The organism is Vibrio sp. B1ASS3 (assembly GCF_905175355.1).
Taxonomy (GTDB): Bacteria; Pseudomonadota; Gammaproteobacteria; order Enterobacterales; family Vibrionaceae; genus Vibrio; species Vibrio owensii.
In genome coordinates this window covers 838,326-856,232 of the sequence record NZ_HG992742.1, presented here as the reverse complement: position 1 = coordinate 856,232, position 17,907 = coordinate 838,326, and the positions used below count along the sequence as shown (strand labels likewise).

Annotated in this window: 17 protein-coding genes; 3 read left to right on the top strand and 14 right to left on the bottom strand. The window is 45.9% G+C overall.

Annotation, left to right across the window (positions count from 1 at the left end; genetic code table 11):
* Window positions 1-6 precede the first annotated feature (6 nt).
* From deoD to KJB05_RS03940, 11 genes are all read right to left on the bottom strand, one after another.
* Entirely contained in the window at window positions 7-726 is a 720-nt protein-coding gene (gene deoD / locus KJB05_RS03990; RefSeq protein ID WP_005439515.1) for a purine-nucleoside phosphorylase, read from the bottom strand.
* Between the two features lie 147 nt (window positions 727-873).
* Window positions 874-2,094 carry a phosphopentomutase gene (locus tag KJB05_RS03985; RefSeq protein ID WP_009707516.1) on the bottom strand — a complete coding sequence of 407 codons (1,221 nt, stop codon included), beginning with the start codon at window positions 2,092-2,094 and terminating at the stop codon, window positions 874-876.
* 68 nt (window positions 2,095-2,162) lie between these two features.
* Window positions 2,163-3,491, bottom strand: a complete 1,329-nt coding sequence (gene deoA / locus KJB05_RS03980) for a thymidine phosphorylase (protein WP_005449121.1) — start codon at window positions 3,489-3,491, stop codon at window positions 2,163-2,165.
* 98 nt (window positions 3,492-3,589) lie between these two features.
* Window positions 3,590-4,366, bottom strand: a complete 777-nt coding sequence (deoC, locus tag KJB05_RS03975; protein WP_038894261.1) for a deoxyribose-phosphate aldolase — start codon at window positions 4,364-4,366, stop codon at window positions 3,590-3,592.
* A gap of 580 nt (window positions 4,367-4,946) precedes the next feature.
* A complete protein-coding gene (locus KJB05_RS03970) occupies window positions 4,947-6,230 on the bottom strand; it encodes a NupC/NupG family nucleoside CNT transporter (protein WP_005439507.1) in 1,284 nt (427 codons plus the stop codon).
* A gap of 204 nt (window positions 6,231-6,434) precedes the next feature.
* A complete protein-coding gene (locus KJB05_RS03965; protein WP_208444496.1) occupies window positions 6,435-7,208 on the bottom strand; it encodes a TatD family hydrolase in 774 nt (257 codons plus the stop codon).
* Window positions 7,195-7,362, bottom strand: coding sequence for a DUF5363 family protein (locus KJB05_RS03960; protein ID WP_020193895.1), 168 nt, complete (start codon window positions 7,360-7,362; stop codon window positions 7,195-7,197). Before KJB05_RS03960 ends, KJB05_RS03965 begins: the two co-directional genes overlap by 14 nt.
* A gap of 123 nt (window positions 7,363-7,485) precedes the next feature.
* Window positions 7,486-9,075, bottom strand: coding sequence for a peptide chain release factor 3 (gene prfC / locus KJB05_RS03955; protein WP_005439503.1), 1,590 nt, complete (start codon window positions 9,073-9,075; stop codon window positions 7,486-7,488).
* Between the two features lie 118 nt (window positions 9,076-9,193).
* Complete coding sequence (locus KJB05_RS03950) at window positions 9,194-10,261, bottom strand: GGDEF domain-containing protein (RefSeq protein WP_132697897.1); 1,068 nt, start codon at window positions 10,259-10,261, stop codon at window positions 9,194-9,196.
* Window positions 10,262-10,492: 231 nt separating this feature from the next.
* Window positions 10,493-10,951 carry a ribosomal protein S18-alanine N-acetyltransferase gene (gene rimI / locus KJB05_RS03945; protein ID WP_208444495.1) on the bottom strand — a complete coding sequence of 153 codons (459 nt, stop codon included), beginning with the start codon at window positions 10,949-10,951 and terminating at the stop codon, window positions 10,493-10,495.
* 12 nt (window positions 10,952-10,963) lie between these two features.
* Window positions 10,964-11,362, bottom strand: coding sequence for a DNA polymerase III subunit psi (locus KJB05_RS03940; protein WP_005431900.1), 399 nt, complete (start codon window positions 11,360-11,362; stop codon window positions 10,964-10,966).
* 63 nt (window positions 11,363-11,425) lie between these two features.
* On the opposite strand from KJB05_RS03940, the gene KJB05_RS03935 reads away from it, so the two are divergent.
* Window positions 11,426-11,878, top strand: a complete 453-nt coding sequence (locus KJB05_RS03935; protein ID WP_005439486.1) for a hypothetical protein — start codon at window positions 11,426-11,428, stop codon at window positions 11,876-11,878.
* Between the two features lie 69 nt (window positions 11,879-11,947).
* On the opposite strand, the gene KJB05_RS03930 is transcribed toward KJB05_RS03935, so the two are convergent.
* The 3 genes from KJB05_RS03930 to KJB05_RS03920 form a co-directional block, all read right to left on the bottom strand.
* Entirely contained in the window at window positions 11,948-13,285 is a 1,338-nt protein-coding gene (locus tag KJB05_RS03930; RefSeq protein ID WP_213053074.1) for an IS4 family transposase, read from the bottom strand.
* A 121-nt stretch (window positions 13,286-13,406) separates the two neighbouring features.
* Window positions 13,407-13,910: an N-acetyltransferase gene (locus KJB05_RS03925; protein ID WP_009707522.1), complete on the bottom strand. Its 504-nt coding sequence runs from the start codon at window positions 13,908-13,910 to the stop codon at window positions 13,407-13,409.
* Window positions 13,894-14,421 (bottom strand): SCP2 domain-containing protein, encoded by a 528-nt coding sequence (locus KJB05_RS03920; protein WP_005431915.1) that lies wholly within the window; start codon window positions 14,419-14,421, stop codon window positions 13,894-13,896. The genes KJB05_RS03925 and KJB05_RS03920 overlap by 17 nt, the downstream gene beginning before the upstream one ends.
* Window positions 14,422-14,686: 265 nt before the next feature.
* Here KJB05_RS03920 and KJB05_RS03915 point away from each other — a divergent pair, with 265 nt between their 5' ends.
* Entirely contained in the window at window positions 14,687-16,726 is a 2,040-nt protein-coding gene (locus tag KJB05_RS03915; protein ID WP_208446465.1) for an EAL domain-containing protein, read from the top strand.
* A 149-nt stretch (window positions 16,727-16,875) separates the two neighbouring features.
* Window positions 16,876-17,889 (top strand): U32 family peptidase, encoded by a 1,014-nt coding sequence (locus KJB05_RS03910; RefSeq protein WP_005431919.1) that lies wholly within the window; start codon window positions 16,876-16,878, stop codon window positions 17,887-17,889.
* Window positions 17,890-17,907: the final 18 nt, after the last annotated feature.

Here is a 17,907-nt window from a genome sequence, read left to right as displayed (position 1 = left end):
TCGTCCTTATTCTTCGTCACCTAGCAATACTGAATCTAGTGCGATTAACATCATGTCGTTGAACGTAGTTTGACGTTCTTCAGATGTCGTTTGCTCGCCAGTTTTGATGTGGTCAGAAACAGTACAGATAGTCAGAGCTTTCGCGCCGTACTCTGCTGCAACGCCGTAGATACCAGCTGCTTCCATTTCAACACCCACAATACCGTACTTGTCCATTACGTCGAACATTTCTGGATCTGGTGTGTAGAACAACTCAGCAGAGAATAGGTTACCTACTTTCACGTCTACGCCGCGAGCTTTTGCTGCTTCTTCTGCTGCGCGAACCATTTTGTAGTCAGCGATAGCGGCAAAGTCATGACCTTTGAAGCGAATGCGGTTCACTTTAGAGTCTGTACATGCGCCCATACCGATAACAACATCACGTACTTTGATGTCCTCGTTCACAGCACCACAGCTACCTACACGGATCACTTTCTTCACGCCGAAGTCTTTGATCAGTTCAGTCACGTAGATTGAACAAGATGGGATACCCATACCGTGGCCCATTACTGAAATCTTACGACCTTTGTAAGTGCCTGTGTAACCAAACATATTACGAACGTCACACACTTGAACTACATCTTCAAGGAAAGTCTCTGCGATGTATTTTGCACGTAGCGGGTCACCCGGCATTAGAACGACGTCTGCGAAAGCACCCATTTCTGCGTTGATATGTGGAGTTGCCATGTTTCTTTTCCTTAACCTGTCTCTAGCGATCCGCACTGCTATCGGCGGCTTAAGCTAGAATATTCTCATTTCCGACAAGCAACATTTTCATGCTGCGAACATAAAACTAGGAGCAATCAAGCTCCTAGTTTTCAAAAACCTATCTAATTATAGGAAGTTCTTACCGTAATCCATTGGAGAAGTACCGAAGTAAGTCGCCAATGTTTGACCGATGTCTGCAAAGCTATCGCGACGGCCTAGTGAACCTGCTGGTACTTTCTTACCGTAAACAATCACTGGGATGTGCTCACGAGTGTGGTCTGTACCTGGCCATGTTGGGTCACAGCCGTGGTCTGCCGTTAGGATAAGCACATCGTCTTCTTCCATAATATCCAGCACTTCGTTGATGCGACCATCGAAGTACTCAAGTGCCGCTGCGTAGCCCGCTACGTCACGACGGTGACCGTAAGCTGAGTCGAAATCTACAAAGTTAGTGAATACGATGGTGTTGTCGCCCGCTTCTTTGATTTGCTCTAGCGTTGCTTCGAACAATGCAGGGATACCTGTCGCTTTCACTTTCTTAGTGATACCGCAGTTTGCGTAGATATCAGCAATCTTACCGATAGAAACCACGTTGCCTTGCTTCTCTTCAACAAGTTTCTGTAGAACCGTTGCTGATGGTGGCTCAACAGAAAGGTCACGACGGTTACCCGTACGCTCAAATTGACCTTTACCAGCACCGACGAATGGACGCGCGATAACACGACCAATGTTGTAATCTTCTAGCTCTTCACGTGCGATTTGGCAAAGCTCTAGTAGACGATCTAGACCGAAAGTCTCTTCGTGACATGCGATTTGGAATACAGAGTCAGCAGACGTGTAGAAGATTGGTTTGCCAGTCTTCATGTGCTCTTCACCAAGATCGTCAAGAACTTGAGTACCAGATGCGTGGCAGTTACCTAGGAAACCGTCAAGACCTGCACGCTCAAGAATGCGGTCAGTCAGTTCTTTCGGGAAGCTGTTTGCTTTGTCAGTGAAGTAACCCCAATCAAACAGAACAGGCACACCTGCGATTTCCCAGTGACCAGACGGTGTGTCTTTACCTGAAGAAAGCTCTGCAGCATGACCGTATGCACCGATGATTTCAGCGTCTGCGTCTAGGCCAGGTGCGAAGCGACCTGTTGACTCTTTATGTGCCATTGCCAGACCAAGCTTAGATAGGTTTGGAAGACGAAGTGCGCCTTTACGCTGATCGTTATCCGCTAAGCCTTGCTCACACTGGTCAGCGATATGACCTAATGTGTCTGAACCTACATCACCAAATTGCTCTGCATCTGCAGCTGCGCCGATGCCGAATGAGTCTAGTACTAAAATAAATGCTCTTTTCATTGCTCGTTCCTTAGGCCCACTCGGCTTCTTATTATGGTTGAGTAGGCCTTGTGTAATTACTTATTCGATTAAAGATCTTCTGCACGGATTTGACGGTAAACCTCTGGAGTTGGTGTGTACTCACCACCTACAGTGATTGCACTGCGAAGTGCTTTTGCTGCTTCTTCCCACTGCTCTTCAGTACGAGCGTGGATAACCGCAAGAGGTTTGTCGCTATCAGCTACTTCACCAAGACGGATGAAGTTATCGAAACCAACCGCGTAGTCGATTTCATCTGTCGCAACGCGACGACCGCCGCCCATTGAAACCACAGCCATACCGATAGCGCGAGTATCCATCGCAGATACAACGCCCGTTTCTGTAGCGTATACTGGTTTGATGATTTCCGCTTTCTCTAGGTAATTATCGTAGTTTTCTACGAAGTCCGCAGGACCACCTAGACCAGCAACCATCTTACCGAAGCACTCAGCCGCTTTACCGTTATCTAGCGCTTCCATCAGTTTCGCTCGCGCGTCTTCTGTGTTCTCAGCCAGTTTGCCAAGTACTAACATTTCAGCACATGAAGCCATGGTTACTTCAAGTAGACGAGGGTTACGGTATTCACCTGTTAGGAAACGAACCGCTTCGCGTACTTCCACTGCGTTACCCGCAGAAGATGCCAATACTTGGTTCATATCCGTTAGGATAGCGGTTGTCTTAGTGCCTGCACCGTTTGCTACCGCAACGATTGATTTTGCTAGTTCTTCAGACGCTTCGTAAGTTGGCATGAATGCGCCAGAACCTACTTTTACGTCCATTACTAGAGATTCAAGACCTGCAGCAAGCTTCTTCGATAAAATCGACGCCGTGATCAGTGAAATGTTATCTACTGTCGCTGTGATATCGCGAGTCGCGTAAACGCGCTTATCCGCTGGCGCTAGGTCACCAGTTTGACCGATGATCGCCACTCCTGCGTCTTTGGTTACTTGACCAAATACGTCGTTTGTCGGAGTGATGTTGTAGCCCGGAATAGACTCAAGCTTATCCAGCGTACCGCCAGTGTGGCCAAGACCACGACCAGAGATCATAGGTACGAAACCACCACATGCTGCCACCATTGGGCCAAGCATTAGAGAAGTCACGTCACCTACACCACCTGTAGAGTGTTTATCGACAATTGGACCACCAAAGTTCATGTGGCTCCAATCGATAACCATACCTGAATCACGCATTGCACAGGTTAGTGCGATACGTTCTGGCATCGTCATTTCATTGAAGAAGATTGTCATAGCAAATGCAGCAATCTGACCTTCAGACACACTGTTGTTTGCTACGCCTTGAATAAAGAAGTTGATTTCGTCGGCTGTTAGAACTTCGCCGTCACGTTTTTTACGGATAATTTCTTGTGGTAAATACATTAGTGCCTCCCAAGCTCATTTTGAGCCATGGTATAAGTAGGATAGAAGAGGTTTGGTAGCACCAAAGCTGGTGCTACCGTTCAGACGTATTGTTGGAATTAGTACGCTGTTGGATCAGCGACTTCGTCCGATACTTCTAATGTATTTAGTAGGCTTGTTAGCAGGCTAGACGCACCGAAACGGTAGTGACGAGCATCAACCCAGTTGTCACCTAGGATTTCGTCAGCCATTGCTAGGTATGCCGCTGCATCTTCAGCAGTACGCACACCACCTGCTGGTTTGAAACCAACAGATTCTGCAACACCCATGTCACGAATAACTTCAAGCATCATGCGAGCGTATTCTGGTGTTGCGTTTACTGGTACTTTACCAGTTGAAGTTTTAATGAAGTCAGCACCTGCTTCGATACAGATTTGAGATGCTTTCTTGATTAGTGCTTCTTCTTTAAGTTCACCTGTTTCGATGATTACTTTAAGAAGAATGTCACCACAAGCTTCTTTACATTGCTTAACTAGTTCGAAGCCAACTTTCTCATCACCCGCCATTAGAGCGCGGTATGGGAAAACTACGTCTACTTCGTCTGCACCGTAAGCAACCGCCGCTTTTGTTTCAGCAACTGCGATTTCAATATCGTCGTTACCGTGTGGGAAGTTCGTTACCGTTGCGATACGAACTTCTGGCGTACCTTGCTCACGAAGTGTCTTCTTAGCAATAGGAATAAAGCGAGGGTAAATACAGATTGCAGCTGTGTTGCCTACTGCTGATTTCGCGTCATGACACAGTGAGATCACTTTTGCATCAGTGTCATCATCATTTAGCGTAGTAAGGTCCATAAGTTTCAGTGCACGTAGCGCTGCTGCTTTTAAATCGCTCATTTCTATCTCCGATCAATATTCAAAAAATTCACTACTCAGCTTCACATCGCTTCTCTAACTATAATCAACAAGTAGAGACAGCGTGAGATTTTAGCTAAGCAGTCTATTAATGAACGGACTTGGTTCCCTGAAGACTCGGCATATACTGCGAAAAATCATATACCAATTGCTATCCTTGTCACCGCACAGTACCAGTTTGGCCTATGGCACAACAATCTATGATTGCGGTGTCTTTAATATCACATCAAACAATAAAACGCTTGTGAGATTTGATATTGCAGGGCAATTCATTTGCCCATCGAGTATGTAGTATTCACTCTGTGATTAAGTGGTCATCATAACCACGAATTCGTGATTACTACATTATAGAGTTTCACCGCAAAACTGTAGCACCAAATAGAGCGCAAACGGTTTGTATCTCAAAATTTCCCAGCCCCTATTCCACCGACTGCGTAAGCTACTCACGTAGACCTACGTGCGGTTAATTTTTTAGGCCCGAAAAACGAAAAATGCCCCGCAGCAATCTCTTGCTACAGGGCATGATTTAAAACGGCGTCTATATATTAAGAACCGATTCTAATTAAAGTGCTGCAAGGCTAAGGCAGAAGCCTGCAATAGTCGCTGCCATTAGGTTAGACAACGTACCAGCAAGAACTGCTTTAATACCCATGCGAGCGATATCTGAACGACGGTTTGGTGCAAGGCTACCTAGACCACCAAGTAGAATCGCGATAGAAGAAAGGTTCGCGAAACCACATAGTGCGAATGAGATGATAGCTGTAGTCTTCTCAGACATTACTTCACCAGTTGCCGCAACAACTTGAGCGCCTTCACCTAGGTAAGGTGTGAAGTTCAAGTATGCAACGAATTCGTTGATTACTAGTTTCTGACCGATGAATGAACCAGCAACAACTGCTTCGTCCCATGGAACACCGATTAGGAATGCTAGTGGAGAGAACGCGTAACCTAGGATTAGTTCTAGTGTTAGTTCAGGCATACCGAACCAACCACCGATGCCACCTAGCATACCGTTAACAAGAGCAATAAGACCTACGAACGCGATTAGCATTGCACCAACGTTTAGTGCAAGTTGTAGACCAGAAGCCGCACCGCCCGCTGCTGCGTCGATTACGTTAGCTGGTTTGTCGTCGCCACCGTCCATTGCTTCTTCGATGTCTTCGTGAGGCTGGTCAGTCTCTGGGTGAAGAATCTTAGCGAATAGTAGACCACCTGGTGCTGCCATGAATGATGCTGCTACTAGGTACTCTAGAGGAACGCCCATTGAAGCGTAACCTGCTAGTACACCACCAGCTACAGATGCTAGACCACCACACATTACCGCGAATAGCTCAGATTGAGTCATTTTTGGTACGAATGGACGAACAACTAGAGGAGCTTCAGTTTGACCTACGAAAATGTTAGCAGCTGCAGACATTGATTCCGCACGAGAAGTGCCAAGCGCTTTTTGTAGTGCACCACCAAGAATCTTGATAACCCACTGCATTACGCCAATGTAGTAAAGAACTGAAATCAGTGCAGAGAAGAAGATCAGTGTAGGAAGAACGCGGAATGCGAAGATGAAGCCGCCGCCGCCGAATACTTCGAACATCTTGTCAGAAACAAGACCACCGAATAGGAAAGATGAACCATCGTTACCGTAGTTGATAACGTTAGAAACACCAGTAGAGAAACCGTTTAGTAGATCACGGCCCCAAGGTACGTAAAGAACAAATGCACCAAGGATGAATTGGATAGCAAATGCGCCACCCACAGTTCTAAAGTTGATAGCTTTGCGGTTAGATGAGAATGCAAATGCAATAGCAAGAAGCACTACCATACCGACTAGGCTCATAAACAGGCTCATAGTTTATGACTTCCTTATAAGTTATTTATTGGCGTGTTACAAAATGGAGCTATAAAGCGGGGGCAATTATACTCATGCAGAATCAATTAAAGTAATGCCACCCTCACACTTTCTTATAAGATTCATCATTGATTCACTCCCGTTTGTGAGTTATCTCACAATAAGCAGGAAAACGTTTTCGCTTTTAAACACCATCTTTAGATTTTATTCACATATAAAGAAGGCCGAATTGCTATTTTCCCATAGCTGAGAGGCAATCGATTGCTTACTTTCTGTGCGCAACACAGCCAGCTCATTCAATACATGAATCAGTTTTGAAGGGTGATTAGGCTCGCCCTGATAGCCAATTATAGGCATATCCGGAGCGTCCGTTTCTAAAACGATATTCTCAAGTGATATTCTTTGAATCGCGTCGCGAGTTTTATTCGCACGTGGGTAGGTAATTGTGCCCCCAACTCCGATAAGAAAACCTAATCGAATCCATTCCATTGCTTGCTGATAACTGCCAGAGAATGCGTGCAATACGCCACCTTTAGGAAGCTTGGCAGCTTTGACTAGTTGGATGAGACGATTGTGTGCTTTTCGGCTGTGTAAAATAACAGGCAGATCGAACCGTCTTGCCAGTTCGAATTGCAACTCAAGTGCCTGCTCTTGAAGTTCGACAGGCACATCTATTGCGAAGTCCAAACCGCACTCTCCTATCGCAACGCATTGTCGCTTGGACGAGGAAAGTAATGATTCCAGCTCGGGAGAAAACTGCTCAAACTCTGGTTGCAGAAAATAGGGATGAAAGCCCAGCGCGTAATAAAGGTGAGAGTATTGATTGGCCAGCGCTTGAATACGAGCCCAGTTACTCGGCCCGACAGAAGGAATCAAGATACGCTCTACTCCTTGGTCACGCGCAAGCTCAACTTGATGTGCAAAGTCATCCTGGAAGACATCGAAGTCAAAATGGCAGTGGGTATCAAACAGCTTCATTGTTTGGTTTCTCTTGCTCTGCTTTTTTAGCAGGCTCGTCTTCATGAACTGGGTCTTGTTTATACGGCACACAACTGCGCTTTTGATCAGGCGTCAGCCCCATCTCTTTACACCAATCGTCGTAACGCTTGAGTCCTTTCTTAAACCAGTTCATTGCAACCTCTTCTGTTTAACAAACAAAAACCGAGTTTCACCAAATAAAAAACCGCCGTTAGCTAAGTGTATAGCTAACGGCGGCTTATGATCTAGTGCGCGATATAAAGCGAGTTAGATTCGATTAGTGCTCACGAGTCGCACGGAAATCGATATCTGGGAAACGCTCTTGCGCTAGGTTTAGGTTAACCATAGTTGGCGCGATGTACGTTAGGTTATCACCACCATCCAGTGCTAGGTTAGTTTGGTTCTTACGTTGGAACTCATCCAGTTTCTTCGCATCGCCACACTCAACCCAACGCGCTGTTGCTACGTTAACGCCTTCGTAGATCGCTTCAACGTTGTATTCTGACTTCAAGCGAGCCACAACCACATCAAACTGAAGCACACCAACCGCACCAACGATCAGATCGTTGTTTTGCAGTGGACGGAATACCTGTACCGCACCTTCTTCAGAAAGCTGAACCAGACCTTTCAGTAGCTGTTTCTGCTTCAATGGATCTTTTAGACGAATACGACGGAACAGTTCCGGAGCGAAGTTTGGAATACCCGAGAACTTCAGCGCTTCACCTTGAGTGAAGGTATCACCAATTTGGATAGTACCGTGGTTGTGTAGACCAATGATGTCACCCGCGTAAGCGTGTTCTGCACGAGAACGGTCACCCGCCATAAAGGTAACCGCATCTGAGATACTTACTTGCTTGCCAAGACGAACGTGGTTCATCTTCATGCCTTGTGTGTAAGTACCCGATACGATACGCATGAATGCGATACGGTCACGGTGTTTTGGATCCATGTTTGCTTGGATCTTAAATACGAAGCCTGAGAACTTGTCTTCTGTCGCTTCAACATCACGCTCAACCGCTTGACGAGTTTTCGGCGCTGGCGCCCACTCAGTCAGACCGTCTAGCATGTGGTCAACACCAAAGTTACCCAATGCAGTACCGAAGTAAACTGGGGTTAGTTCACCAGTAAGGAAAGCGTCATGATCAAATTCAGGGCAAGCACCCATCACAAGTTCAAGCTCTTCACGAACGCTTGCTGCTAGGCTCTCACCTACTTTCTCATCAAGTTCTGGGTTGTCTAGACCTTTGATGATGCGTACTTCTTGGATCTCATGACCGTGGCCTGATTCGTATAGAATCGTTTCGTCGCGGTGGATGTGGTAAACACCTTTAAACTCTTTACCACAACCGATCGGCCATGTGATTGGCGCACACATCATGCCCAACTCGTTTTCTACTTCGTCCAACACTTCCATTGGGTCACGAACGTCACGGTCAAGTTTGTTCATGAAGGTTACGATTGGCGTGTCACGCAGACGCGTTACTTCCATCAGCTTACGAGTACGATCCTCGACACCTTTCGCCGCATCGATAACCATCAGACATGAGTCAACTGCCGTTAAAGTACGGTAAGTATCTTCCGAGAAGTCTTCGTGTCCAGGAGTATCAAGTAGGTTTACCAGACAATTGTTGTAAGGGAACTGCATTACAGAAGTAGTAACCGAGATACCACGTTCCTTTTCCATTTCCATCCAGTCTGATTTTGCGTGCTGTGCGTTACCACGACCTTTAACCGTACCTGCTTTTTGGATCGCGTTTCCGAATAACAGTACTTTTTCAGTAATGGTGGTTTTACCCGCATCCGGGTGAGAAATAATAGCGAACGTTCTGCGCTTAGAAACTTCGCCTAGAAAAGGTGTATTTGACATGAAACTGGTCTTCTTTGATGTCTGATGTCTTGTTCGAAATTCAAACAAGCTTTATTCGATTCAATATTGCGCGGTATTCTCGCTTATTATTGCTTTAGGGGCAACTTTCCTAGCATGTTTAAAGGAAGTGACCTTGCTGAACTTCATCTTGCCAATCCAACACTTCTGGCTCAACAGTGGTCGTTGAAGCCACCACAACTTGGTCACGTCCATTTTGCTTTGCATCGTACAAAGCAATATCCGCACGTTTCAACCACAGATCGGGCGTGTCGCCTTCCAATAAACACTCCGCCACACCTACGCTTAACGAGACATGTGCATGGCGTGCAAAGTGCTTTGAACGAACCTTATCGCTGATGCTGCTCATCATAAAGTGCGCCGTTTGCTCAGAAAGTCCTTCAAACAGGAGTAGAAATTCATCCCCGCCTAAGCGAAATACTAAATCGTACTCGCGCGAATAGTCATTAAGAATGGTTACGGTTTGGTTGATCACCTCGTCGCCAACATCATGCCCGTACAAATCATTGACCTGCTTAAAGTGATCGATGTCGATCACGGCGATCGTCGACGCTTTCCCTAGTCGTTTGTCATCCAATGCTCGATGTAAAAACGCTTCTAGTTGCCCACGATTCAGCGCTCCGGTCATGGAGTCCCGTGTAGACAGGAACGTCAATTTATCTTGCAGCTCTAGGATTTTATGCACGGCGACATGCGCGACGATCGCGCAGCAAATCACAGCAAGAACAAAACGCAAAGTCACGTTCCATTCAAGTTGGTGCCAAGCAGAAATCGTACAACCAACAATGATCCAACCATTAGTGACCAAGGCATCTTTAGTCGGAATAATAAATACCAGCGCCACAATCACAGGGAACACCCAATACGTCGCAATGATGCCAAAGATGTGCACACTCAGAACCACCGACAACCAGAGCAAAAACAATGGAATGCGATAGCCTATCTTGCTTTCTCCCAGAATAAAGAGCGCCGCCAGTTCAATAATAAAGCTGAGTTGGAAGGTAAGCAGAACAACACCAAGGAAAGTCTCCCCGATAATTAGATTCTTGATACCAAGTGGCACAAACGTTGCCAAGGTGACCAACATTAAAACTTTAAGAACGGTTCCCCTGCTTTGCTCATCGAACAATTGAGCGACAGGAGTGTCGAATTTTTGCGGATACGGCATCGTAAATCCTTCCTCCTGTTCAGATCTTGTTTCATATAATTTATAAACTTATAACTTGTATGGTAATAAAGCGAACAAAAATAAGCTCAACAAATATGTCAAAAGAATGAATTCGGAAGAGAGAAAGCCATGTTTTCAGATGGGAGAAAGTAAAAAGCCTCGGAAATTCCGAGGCTTGTTGATTTGGCTTAGTGTCTTGAGAGCGATGCACTTTGTTGGCTACAGAGCACTTTATTCGTTAAAGAACAGATAGCTCATAATAATGGCGTCTTCCTTACCATTACCGGTTTTCGCTGGGTAATAGTTGTAACGACGATCCACTTCATTGAAACCCGCTTGTTCATAAATATGGATAGCGGGATGGTTACTTTCACGCACTTCCAACCAAGCACTCTCAGCTTTGGCTTGTTCACAATGCTCGATGAATACATCCAGTAATTTTTGCCCTAACCCTTTGCCCTGTTGAGAAGGCGATATGGCAATATTCAATAGCGTCACTTCTCCGACAATATTCTGTCCATAGAAGTAACCAACCACTTGAGCGCCTTCAAGCATCACATGATGACAAGCGCCGCGACTGGATAAGTCACGAACTAAAGATTCTGCCCAGGGATGAGAATGCGCTTGTTGTTCGATTTGCCAAACTTGGTCGAGGTGCTCAGCACGCATCGGCGTAATTTCAATTGTCACGCGGTCGCTCCGTTAAGAGTACGAACAGATTTGTTGCCACAATGCGCGGCGTTGTTCGTTATTGCCATCAATATCTTGTAATAGCGGTGAAGTCAGTTGCTTGGCATTGATGCTAGCGTCTGCCTCACAACCTGCGAACCACACCCACTCTAGTTGATGTTCACCCAACATGGATAAACGCTCAGGCTCTAGGTGCAGTGCGTCGTCGAGCGTGAGCTTAATGCTTTTTAATACGCGCTCAAACATCAAAGCTGTCTCGTTTTCTGGACACATTGGCGATACCAATAGGAGTTTACAAGAACTTTGCAAATCCAATAATGGCGATTGATAGCCTTCCAGCCTTTCTGGGTGACTCAGCTCCCAAGTGCTGATCCCCATTTCATGTAAATATTGTTTCTCGTTAATTGACATCTTTTGTCACCTATTTGAACGAGGCAATCCTATCAAAATTTCGCATTTAAAGTCAGAGGTGTTATGAAGCTTTTCCAATCACTCGCTATTACGTTACTTATCGCCACCACCAGCTTTACCGCTTTCGCTAAGGATAGCAACGATGGCTGGGAGCTGATCGCCGAGAAAACCGTAAACTTCCAAACTGAGACCGACACGGTAGAACCAAACGGTCTGTTCAAAAACCGTAAGTTCAGCAAAATCAAAATCAAATGCACTCAAGGCACCATGAGCATTAAGAACATGAAAGTGACCATGACCGATGGCAGCGAGAAAAAACTTAAAACCATGGTTGGAACATTAACGAATGGTATGTCAACACGCGCTTGGACACTACCAGGTTCTGAAGATGCGAAGTTCAAACGTCTAGAGATGGAATACAAAAGCTGGGGCAACATGACATTGAATGCAGCTGGTATGAGTAAAAAGGCAAAAATCGAAGTTTGGGGCAAAAAACGCGTCCAAGAACAGGATTAAACCACTTTTGCTCCGTACGACTCACTAAGAGCTCAAAAACAAAGCCCGCTTTTTACAGCGCAATGTAGTTCACTTAAGCGGAGTTGCTTTGCGATTAACAGGATATCGGGTCTTTGATATTTTTACCGCCCTAGGCCGATTAGGCTTAGGGCGTTTGTCTATAAAGAGGATGGATAAATCTCCCCTGAGACTCTTTAAACGCTTAGGTGTATTGCCTGGCGATATCGCTTTACTCATCACCTTCAGTTGGCTCGCTATAAACTGACAAGCATATTTAAAGCTAATTTCATTCGGCATTCTTCCATGCTCAACCGCGGCCTGACTCGCTTCACGTCTTACTAAGTTATAACCAAGCAACAGCCCCCAGAGTTCTTGATAAACAAGGTCTACTGTTTTGCTGCGTAATACTAAGGTATTGTGTTGCATTGAGCTTTTGATATCACGATAACCCAATTCGATTTCCCAACGCTCGTGGTAGAGTTTGGCTACTGCCTTCGCGTCGTAGTTTGTTCTAGGAAGGGAGGTAAAAACGGTTTTCTGCTTACCTTGTACTTCGTAGGTCACCGCTCTGACTTGCCATTTCTCAGGTAAGCTAGGGTTCTTTTTGCGAGCTTGCGGAGAGACTTTCATTTCTATGAGCATGTCATTACTTTCTTCTTCATCTAGAAGTGTGTATTTCAGCCCCTTCCTTGCTGGTATCAACCAATGCCTATTGATACCGCTATTTTGAAGAGAGAGAAGTAAGTCTGCACCGTAAAACCCTTTATCCAGTAACGTCACAGAGTTATCTGGCAAGGAGTCGATGAAGGGCATAGCAAGCGGGATTTCACCACGCCGATAGGGGCTTATAGCGGCGTCAACGATGACATGAGAGCGGACATTCATGATAGTCACAACTCTTAGCACTGGATGCGGTGTCTGTCTGTTGCTGGAGGTATTACCCGAGCCAAAGTGCTCTCTAAGTTCGGGGGTATCTGCGGTTCGAAAAAGAGCACCGTCTACAGCAAAAACTTGTAATCCTTGCCACGTATCATCACGGTATCGTTCAAGACCCCACGTCCGCCCACATTGTTTAAACAACCACTCTGGTGCAGCTCTACCTAAACGTTGTCTTGCCTGAGTTAAAGCACTTTTTGCTAATAACTCTTCATCGGCTAAGCCATCCGCACAGACATTCATTCTTCGTGCAACTTCGGCAATAGGTTCATTACGGAAGAAGGCCATGCCGACAATTAACCACAAGACCATGTCACTTGGTAGCCGACGTCGGCGAATAGTCGCCTTATCAGAAAGACTAGCTGCCTTAACAACCCATTCATCTGGGATATGTTCAGAGAAAGTGGTGAGTTGAGCTACATCAACAGGATTTTCTTCGAGGAAATCGGCAAAACAGTTTTGGATAGACATAAAAAATCGGAAGCCTAGAAACAGGCTTCCGATTATCTCTCAGCAGAAGGATCGGTCAACCGATCCTTATCTGATCTACATTGCGCTTTTTACAGCGGGCTTTGTCATTCAATATTGGCGATTATAGCTCAGAGAATTCTGGAGAATAATCGATGCGACCAGAGCGTCCGTCACACTGACCTTCGACCAATTCTGCTACGCGGAACGCACCTTGCGGCACTTCCCATGCACAGTCGAAGCCCATATCTTCAGCAGCGGTAAAGCCTTGGCGCGCGTAGTAATCTGGCTCACCTAATACCACACATACTGGGTAACCAAAGTCACGTAGCGAATCAAAACCTTCTTTGATTAGCTCAGCAGCAATACCTTGGCGGCGGTAATCTTCATGCACAGCCAAAGGCGCAAGACCTTGCCAAGACAGATCTTCACCATTCAACGTCACAGGGCTAAACAGCGCATGACCAACCACTTCACCTTCATCAGTACAGGCTACCAAAGACAAAGTGAGCTTGCCGTTTTCACGTAAACGCATCACTAGGTTGGCTTCCGCATCTGTTGGGAAAGCGTGTTTTAATAAGCGGTCAATGGTGAGAATGTCCGCAGGGGCTTCAGTTCGAATAAGCATTCGCTACTCCGGTTTCTTGTGCAGGCGCTTGAACCCCTTTCTGAACAAAGTCAGCCAGTTGGTTCAGTGCTACTTGCATCGCTTTTGGTAACTGCTCTAAGTCGACACTGTCCATCAGGTTTTTCACTTCTAAGCCAAGCTCAGTATCGCCCTCGATAGAAAGGCGACGTTGGAAGAACAGTGTATCAGGGTCTTCTTTACGACCAGCAATAAGTACTAGGTCGTTAAGGTTACCACTAAAACTCACATCTTCCTGAACCGGTTTCTCTGCTACCACTAATTTTTCATCTTGGTAGCTGATGTACCATGCTAAGTTCAAGTCTTTAATCGCAACTTTCAGCCACTTGTCTTCAAGGAACTCAAAATCACCATCTTCTAGGGCTTCTTTGAACACCATTTTTAAACCTTCTAGCAAGGCTTTTTTCTGAACAGTTTGTGGCAATAACTGGACTGGAGATCGCAAAATTGATGCTGCGTTCTTTACTAGTTGACTGCGAATCTTGTTTAACACGCTAATTATCCGTTACTTTGTCATAAGGTTGTCTATCTTACGCAATAGAGTAATACCTGTACCTGTTATGTATCAATAAATCTGTTTGTTTTAGAAGTAGGCGGTTTACTCACTCAAACGTCGTTTTTTTGACCTTACGTGTATTATTGACGCTAAGTCGTGGATAAACGCTTTAATAACGGTATGTTCAAAGTTATAGTTATCAAAATAGCGTTTTTATTACACGGACGAATAATCAGGCTCATTGGAGATCGGTAACACCTTAATGCCTTCCCAGCAATTACAACATTGGTTTGCAACGCTTACCTCAAATAGCCCATTCTTTTTTGCCATTCTTGATAAGAAACACAATTATCGAATGGTGAGTGATCGCTATTGTGACATTGCAGGCTTAGGACACGACGAGATCGTTGGTCTGAACGACAGCCAAGTACTGGGAGAGCAGTTCTATAAGAAGCTCGCGCCCTACTACCAACGCGCGTTCAAAGGTGAGCATGTTGAAGCGGAAATTACGCTCGACGAAACCGATCTTGAAACCAGTCTTCACTTCAGCCTTTCTCCCGTTCATGAAGAAAACGAAATTCGCTTTGTGGTCTTTCATGCCATCGACACGTCTGAAAAACAAATTCTGGTTCGCTCGTTAGAAGAGTCCGAAAGTAAGTTCGCCAAGCTCACTCAACTGTTGCCCGACGGTTTGTTGTTGGTCGAAGATGACATCATCATTTCTGCCAATCCAGCCTCCGCACGTTTACTCGGGTTAAACTCGCCTCATGAGCTACTCGGAGAAGAACTGACTCGTCTGTTTATTGATGAAAACAGCAAAAAAGTCTTCACTCATCGCATCAGCACATTACTCTCTGAAAAACCTTTTGTGTGTCTGACCAGCGCTCGTTGTGGTTTCGAACGTAAAGTTCAATTGCATGCCGATACCACAGCTATTCTCGGTAGTGAATCTCAAATCATTTTGATCCAAGATGCCGACGATGCGCCCAAGCTGCTTTCTTCCAATTCCAATGAAGACGCGCACATTGATTCACTGACCAAGCTGTACAATCGTTTTGGCTTTACGAAACGATTAGAGCAACTCATCAAGAGCCAGACACCGTTGCTGGTTTTCTACCTCGACATCGATAACTTTAAGAATATCAATGACTCACTTGGCCATCACATCGGTGACAAAGTGATTCAAGAAGTTTCCGCTCGTCTAAAACGTTCTTTGCCAAATCAAGCGATTATTGGCCATTTAGGCGGCGACGAATTTGGCATCATTCTGCCTGAGCCAGAAAACACTCGTATGGCGGAGATTTTATCTGAGCGCATTATTTCTCTGATCAACCAACCTTTCGATCTGCATCATTTCAGTAAACGCCTTGCATGTTCTATTGGTAGTGTGCGTTACCCAGAAGACGGGCAAGATGCGCGCATTCTGCTGCAAAACGCTGATACCGCGATGTACGAAGCAAAAGACCGTGGTCGTAACCGCCTGATTAAATTTAACGATCAGATGAACAAAGAAGCGCGTATGCGTTTGTGGTTGGAGATCGAGCTACAAAAAGCGTTACAGCAAAACGGGTTGGAAGTATGGTACCAACCAAAAGTTAACGCCCGTGACTTCAGCATTAACGGAGCCGAAGCGCTAGTACGTTGGAAGCATCCGGTCGAAGGTTACATCAGCCCGGGCGCATTTATCCCTGTAGCTGAGCGTGCAGGCTTGATTGAACACCTTGGTCGCGTGGTAATGCGCGATGTGTTTAACACGGTAAAGCGCTGGAAACTGCAAGGCATTCTACCGGGCCGCGTGGCGATCAACCTTTCTCCAGAGCAGTTTGGGAACCCACAGCTGATCGACTACATGGAGAAGCTCCTACGTACCACCGAACTTGACCCAAGCTGCATTACCTTCGAGCTAACAGAAAGTGCGGTAATGAGCGACAGCGAACACACTCTGCAAATGCTTAATGCGATCAAGAAGCTTGGTTTCGCATTGTCTATCGATGACTTCGGTACGGGTTACTCTTCCCTTTCCTACTTAGCCCGCTTCCCTATCGATGAACTAAAAATCGACCGCGCGTTTATCAACGACATCGATACGCTGCCGAAACAAGTAACAGTGATTGAGAACATCATCAACCTTGGTAAATCGTTGGATTTGACCGTGGTCGCCGAAGGTGTGGAAACCCACCAACAAGCGACACTGCTCTCGAACCTGCAATGTAACTCGATTCAGGGCTTCCATTTTTACCGTCCTCAACCTAAACACGAGGTTGAAGAGTTGTTTGCGCAAAACCGCCGTCATAAGAACTGATCTCAACAGCAACAAAATCTGAGTGTTACCCCTTACTCTCAAGGGGTAAATCTCAACTTTATTGAGCTAAACCTAACTTAGGTCAATTTCGCTATTCATAATTCTTCATAAAATGCGGGCACCTTTTTATTCTCTATGATTGTGAGCATATGGAACTCTTGTGTCCTGCGGGTAACCTGCCTGCGCTAAAAACCGCGATTGATTGCGGTGCAGACGCCGTATACATCGGCTTTAAAGACGATACCAACGCTCGTCACTTTGCTGGTCTGAACTTCAACGGCAAGAAGCTTGAAAAAGCGGTGCAATACGTTCATGACCGCAACAAAAAGATCCACGTTGCATTAAACACGTTTGCCCACCCAAATGGTTTCGAGCGTTGGACAAATGCGGTCGACAATGCCGCAGCCTTGGGTGTGGACGCGCTTATCGTGGCTGACATTGCGGTACTTGAGTACGCTGCTCGCAAATACCCAGAACTCGAACTGCACCTTTCTGTGCAAGCATCAGCGACCAACGTTGCAGCGGTAGATTTCTACAAGCAAAACTTCAACGTAAAACGCGTTGTACTTCCTCGCGTACTGTCTATCCATCAGGTAAAACAGCTTTCTCGCAACATCACCAGCGATGTCGAGCTAGAAGTCTTTGCTTTTGGTAGCCTATGCATCATGTCAGAGGGTCGTTGCTACCTGTCTTCGTACATGACTGGCGAATCACCAAACACAGTTGGTGCGTGTTCTCCAGCGAAATACGTTCGCTGGCAAGAAACAGAAAATGGTCTGGAATCTCGTCTTAACGATATTCTGATCGATCGCTACAGCGCCGGTGAAAACGCTGGCTACCCAACTTTGTGTAAAGGTCGTTTTGAAGCTGAAATTGAAGGCGAGAAAAAACGCTACCATGCACTGGAAGAACCAACCAGTTTGAACACCCTTTCTATGTTGCCTGAGCTGTTTGCGGCAAATGTGGCTTCCGTAAAAATTGAAGGTCGCCAACGTAGCCCTGCTTACGTAGAACAAGTAACGCGTACGTGGCGTGCAGCGATTGATCGTTACCAAGCAAACCCAGAGGCTTACCAAGTTGAAGCGGCTTGGGATGCAGCGTTGGCAAACGTATCTGAAGGTACGCAAACCACACTTGGTGCTTACCACCGTAAATGGCAGTAGAGGTTAAGATGGATAACT

Bases quoted from the DNA above. Each gene is read 5' to 3' on its own strand.
- KJB05_RS03940 (WP_005431900.1), bottom strand. From the start codon at position 11,362: ATGTCAATTAACGAGAAACAATATTTACATGAAATGGGGATCAGCACT.
- KJB05_RS03950 (WP_132697897.1), bottom strand. From the start codon at position 10,261: ATGCCGTATCCGCAAAAATTCGACACTCCTGTCGCTCAATTGTTCGAT.
- KJB05_RS03970 (WP_005439507.1), bottom strand. From the start codon at position 6,230: ATGAGCCTGTTTATGAGCCTAGTCGGTATGGTAGTGCTTCTTGCTATT.
- deoC (WP_038894261.1), bottom strand. From the start codon at position 4,366: ATGAGCGATTTAAAAGCAGCAGCGCTACGTGCACTGAAACTTATGGAC.
- KJB05_RS03985 (WP_009707516.1), bottom strand. From the start codon at position 2,094: ATGAAAAGAGCATTTATTTTAGTACTAGACTCATTCGGCATCGGCGCA.
- deoA (WP_005449121.1), bottom strand. From the start codon at position 3,491: ATGTATTTACCACAAGAAATTATCCGTAAAAAACGTGACGGCGAAGTT.
- KJB05_RS03910 (WP_005431919.1), top strand. From the start codon at position 16,876: ATGGAACTCTTGTGTCCTGCGGGTAACCTGCCTGCGCTAAAAACCGCG.
- deoD (WP_005439515.1), bottom strand. From the start codon at position 726: ATGGCAACTCCACATATCAACGCAGAAATGGGTGCTTTCGCAGACGTC.
- KJB05_RS03915 (WP_208446465.1), top strand. From the start codon at position 14,687: ATGCCTTCCCAGCAATTACAACATTGGTTTGCAACGCTTACCTCAAAT.
- KJB05_RS03965 (WP_208444496.1), bottom strand. From the start codon at position 7,208: ATGAAGCTGTTTGATACCCACTGCCATTTTGACTTCGATGTCTTCCAG.
- prfC (WP_005439503.1), bottom strand. From the start codon at position 9,075: ATGTCAAATACACCTTTTCTAGGCGAAGTTTCTAAGCGCAGAACGTTC.
- KJB05_RS03925 (WP_009707522.1), bottom strand. From the start codon at position 13,910: ATGCTTATTCGAACTGAAGCCCCTGCGGACATTCTCACCATTGACCGC.
- KJB05_RS03935 (WP_005439486.1), top strand. From the start codon at position 11,426: ATGAAGCTTTTCCAATCACTCGCTATTACGTTACTTATCGCCACCACC.
- KJB05_RS03960 (WP_020193895.1), bottom strand. From the start codon at position 7,362: ATGAACTGGTTTAAGAAAGGACTCAAGCGTTACGACGATTGGTGTAAA.
- KJB05_RS03930 (WP_213053074.1), bottom strand. From the start codon at position 13,285: ATGTCTATCCAAAACTGTTTTGCCGATTTCCTCGAAGAAAATCCTGTT.